Annotated in this window: 4 protein-coding genes; 3 read left to right on the forward strand and 1 reads right to left on the reverse strand. The window is 66.5% G+C overall.

All coding sequences use genetic code 11. From position 1 onward, the window contains the following. Positions 1–165 precede the first annotated feature (165 nt). The 3 genes from RMO40_RS11445 (at position 166) to RMO40_RS11455 (ending at position 3306) form a co-directional block, all read left to right on the forward strand. A complete protein-coding gene (locus RMO40_RS11445) occupies positions 166–1668 on the forward strand; it encodes a DNA polymerase Y family protein (RefSeq protein WP_309720834.1) in 1503 nt (500 codons plus the stop codon). A gap of 162 nt (positions 1669–1830) precedes the next feature. Next, positions 1831–2409, forward strand: coding sequence for a HAMP domain-containing protein (locus RMO40_RS11450; protein WP_309720837.1), 579 nt, complete (start codon positions 1831–1833; stop codon positions 2407–2409). 3 nt (positions 2410–2412) lie between these two features. Then, positions 2413–3306 carry a cache domain-containing protein gene (locus RMO40_RS11455; RefSeq protein ID WP_489660145.1) on the forward strand — a complete coding sequence of 298 codons (894 nt, stop codon included), beginning with the start codon at positions 2413–2415 and terminating at the stop codon, positions 3304–3306. Between the two features lie 6 nt (positions 3307–3312). Here the strand turns inward: RMO40_RS11455 and RMO40_RS11460 are convergent, their stop codons facing one another. Further along, positions 3313–3993: a TIGR02117 family protein gene (locus tag RMO40_RS11460; protein ID WP_309720843.1), complete on the reverse strand. Its 681-nt coding sequence runs from the start codon at positions 3991–3993 to the stop codon at positions 3313–3315. Positions 3994–4113 lie beyond the last annotated feature (120 nt).

The raw sequence follows: 4113 nt of genomic DNA on the forward strand, positions 1-4113 counted from the left end.
GGCCCTCCGGGTGATCTCAGGAAACGGGCGCCCTCAGCGTTGCAAATGCTCGCTGTAGCAAGTGCTACAGCTGTGCTTTGCGCCTCGATGGCGCCCGTTTCCTGAGTCACGCGGGTGCTCATTTGGTATGAACAGGCCCTAGCGTGATGGCCGTGGGCGCTTGGCATGCTGTGGGTTGCGCTTCACCTGCCCTTGTTGTCGCTGGAATCCTTCGCGGCCACCTTGACGCCCGAGCAGGCCGCGCAGCCGCTCGCCTTGATGGACGTGCACCGCATCGTCAGCGCCAATGCCAGCGCGCAGGCCTTGGGCGTGCAGCCGGGCATGAAGCGGGCCACGGCCTTGTCGCTCGCACCCCAGCTGCTGCTGGGCCAGGCCGACGCGCGGCGTGACCTTGATGCGCTGACCAGCGTGGCGCACGCGGCGCTGGCGTTCACGCCGGCGGTGAGCCTGTCGCTCCCGGTGGGGGTGCTGCTGGAGGTGCAGGCCAGCCTGCGCTACTTTGGCGGGCTGGCGCCCCTGCTCGAGCGGCTGCGGGCCACGCTGGCGCCCCTGGGCCATCAACTTCAGTGCGTGAGCGCACCCACGCCGCAAGGAGCCATGCTCTTGTCTCAGCTGCATGACGGCTTGCACTGCGCCGACCGGCCCACCTTGCGCCGCGCGCTGGAGGCCGCGCCCGTGGGGCGGCTGGTGGCAGGGCAGGCGCACGCCGAGGCGTTGTTGGGCATGGGTTTGCGCTGCCTGGGCGACCTGCGCCAGCTGCCTCGCCCGGGCCTGGCCCGCCGTTTTGGCGAGGCCTTGCTCGCCGAGATGGACTGCGCCTTTGGCGAGCGCCCCGACCCGCGCGAGCCGCTCACCCTGCCGCCGGTGTTTCATAGCCAGCTCGAACTGTTTGCCCGCGCCGACACCACCGAGCAGCTGCTCTACGGCGCGCAGGTGCTGCTGGCGCGCCTGGTGGCTTGGTTGTCGGCCCAACATGCGTTCGTGCGCAGCTTCAGCCTGCAGATGCAGCACGAGCCGCGCTGGAGGCACAGCGACACCCCTTCGGTCACCGTGCTCGAGGTCGCCCTGGCCGAACCCTCGCGCGATGTGACCCACATGCTGGTGCTGCTGCGCGAGCGCCTGGGTGCCTTTCAGTTGCCCGCGCCCACGCTCGAGCTGGTGCTGCAATCGAGCGACATCTCGCGCCGCCCGCCGCCCAATGCGGAGCTCTTCCCCACGGCGCAGAGCGAGCAGGCCGGCCTCACGCGCCTGATCGAGCGTCTGCAAGCGCGCCTGGGGCGCGAGCAGGTGCAGCGCCTGGTGCCGGTGGCCGACCACCGCCCCGAGCGGGCCACGGCTGTGCAGCCGGCCGAGCCGCTCTTGCTGCGCACGCACAAAGTGTCTGCGCCCATCCATGCGTGCCCCATCACCCGCCCGCTGTGGTTGCTGCCCCAGCCCCAAGCCTTGCAAGAGCGCCAATCGCGGCCCCTGCTCGACGGCAAGCTGCTGCAGCTGCTGGCGGGCCCCGAGCGCATCGAAACCGGCTGGTGGGACGGCGCTTTGGCCGAGCGCGATTACTTCATCGGCCAGACCACCGACGGCGCATTGGTCTGGCTCTACCGCGGGCGCCTGCCCTTGTCGGCGGGGAGCCTGGGAACCGGCTGGTTCTTGCAAGGGCGGTTTGCCTGAACTTCTGCACGGCGGGGCGGGCTGCCATCTCAAGTTCACCCACCCTGCGCCGATACCTTGTGAGCCGACGGCCGCCAAGAGAGTCTCGACCGTGCGCGCATTCCTTCCAACAGGGCCCTTACTCCGGCCCATTCGATCAGGATCGATATGCACATCGACAACTTGACACTGCGCTCTCGCCTGCTGCTCGGCTTCGGGCCGATGCTGCTCATTCTGGGCATCAACACCGTGTGGGCAGCCGCTTCGGTGCAAGGGGCGGCCAAGCTCTGGATCATGGCGGGCGGCGCGGCCGGCTTGCTGATCGGCGTGGCATCGGCATGGTGGCTCACGCGCGGTGTGGTGCAGCCGTTGCGCCAGGCGCTCGCCGCCGCCGAGAAGATCACCGCGGGCGACCTGACTTGTCAGTACGACGTCAAACGCCGCGACGAATTTGGCCAGCTGATGCTGGCGCTGGGCGGCATGAAGGACCAGCTCTTCAAGCTGGTGAGCAATGTGCGCAGCGGCACCACCACCTTGGCCAGCACGTCATCGCAGATCAACCGCGACAACACCTCGCTGTCTGAGCGCACCGTCACCCAGACCGATTCACTGCAGCAGACCGCCGCGTCGATGGAGCAGATCACCATCACCGTCAAACAAAACGCCGACAACGCCGAGCAGGCCAACAAACTGGTACTGCAGGCCTCCGACCACGCGGTCAAGGGCGGCGATGTGGTGAGCAAGGTGGTCAACACCATGTGATCGATCAAGGAGAGCTCGCGCAAGATCTCCGACATCATCGGTGTGATCGACGGCATCGCCTTCCAGACCAACATCCTCGCGCTGAACGCGGCCGTGGAAGCAGCCCGCGCCGGCGAACAAGGCCGCGGCTTTGCGGTGGTGGCCGCCGAAGTGCGCAACCTGGCCCAGCGCTCGGCCACCGCGGCGAAAGAGATCAAGACGCTGATCGGCGACTCGGTCGAGAAGGTCGACGCCGGCAGCAAGCTCGTCGACGACGCCGGCAAGACCATGAGCGAGATCGTCTCCTCGGTGAAACACGTGGCCGAGATCATGCGAGAGATGGCCGGCGCCAGCCACGAACAAAGCCTCGGCATCCAGTCGGTCAACCAGGCCATCACCGAGATCGACGGCATGGTCAAGAAAAACGCGCTGCTGGTGAAAGACGCCACGCAGACCGCCACCTCGCTCAACGAGCAGGCGGTGACGCTGCTCAAGTCGGTGTCGGGCTTCAACCTCGGCACGCGCGAACACGGCAATGCCGACGAAGCCGCCGAGCTCGTCAAACGCGCCATGCAGTTCTACAAGGAGCATGGCAAGGCCGGGCTGGTGGACGAGATCAACAAGCTCGCCAAAGGCCAGTTCATCGACCGCGACCTTTACCTCATGGCGATCGGCACCCACGACGCGGTGTTCTACGCCCACGGCAACAACCCGCGTGTGCTTGGCAACGGGCCGACCAGCAAAGACGTCGACGGCAAACCCTTCGTCAAAGACATGGCCGAGCTGGCCAAGTCGGGTGGCCAGGGCTGGGTCGACTACAAATGGGCTCACCCGGTGACCAACGAAATCAGGTTGAAGTCTTCTTACGTCGAGCGTGCGGGCGACTTGGCTGTCGCCTGTGGCATCTACAAGAACTGAAGCGCCTCAGCGTGGCGGCAGGTGCCACACCACCTGCGAGGCGAGTGGTGTCCAGGCGCTGACCTTCACCCCCGCCTGCGCGAGCCCGTGCCCGACCCATGCGTTGCAGGTGGTGAAGAGGTTGTAGGCACCGTTTGCTTCATAAAACGCGTCGTGCGCGCCGTAATGTTGGCCGGGGACGTTGACGCCTGTCCCCTTGCCCGAGCGAACCAGGGCACGCTCGACGTAGTTCACCAGCGAGGCGTACTGCCGTGCCGACAAGGGCAAGGCATGCATGCCACTTTGCAGGTCGGCTTCGCGCAGGTAGGTCACATGCAGCAGGGTGCGGCCGCTGCCCGACAAGGCATGCAAGGCGCGGCCCGCGGTGAGGTCTTGCCAGCGCGGCGTATTCAAATAGAACTCGCGATCACCCCAGCCGACGGCGATGAAAGTAGCGTCGTGTGGCGCCTGGGCCAGATGCTGCGACGGAAAGGCTTGCGACCAGTCCACACCTTGGGTGTTGATGGGGAAGACCAGGTCGGTGTGCACCCCATTCGAATAGACAAAGGCCTGCACCACCACGGGCTCGTCACGGGGTGGGTGGTGGATGGGAAAGAGCACCAGCACAAACGCCGTCCCGAAATACGCTGCCACCAGGCTGGCGAGTGCCAGCACCACACGCAGCAGCAGTTTCAGCGCCCGGCGCAAGAGTCAGGGGCCTGATGAGCGCGCCTGGTCCTGCGCCTCGATGAACGCCCGGCGAAACTCCATCGGCGCCGAGATGCCGGTGATAGGCGCTTGCGGGTTGCCCGCGCCCGAGATGATCAA

Origin of the sequence: Rhizobacter sp. (genome assembly GCF_031412075.1) — a bacterium.
GTDB lineage: Bacteria > Pseudomonadota > Gammaproteobacteria > Burkholderiales > Burkholderiaceae_C > Rhizobacter.

What these genes read in the sequence shown, in the direction of transcription:
- RMO40_RS11445 (WP_309720834.1), top strand. Translation starts at nt 166, where the DNA reads ATGCTGTGGGTTGCGCTTCACCTGCCCTTGTTGTCGCTGGAATCCTTC.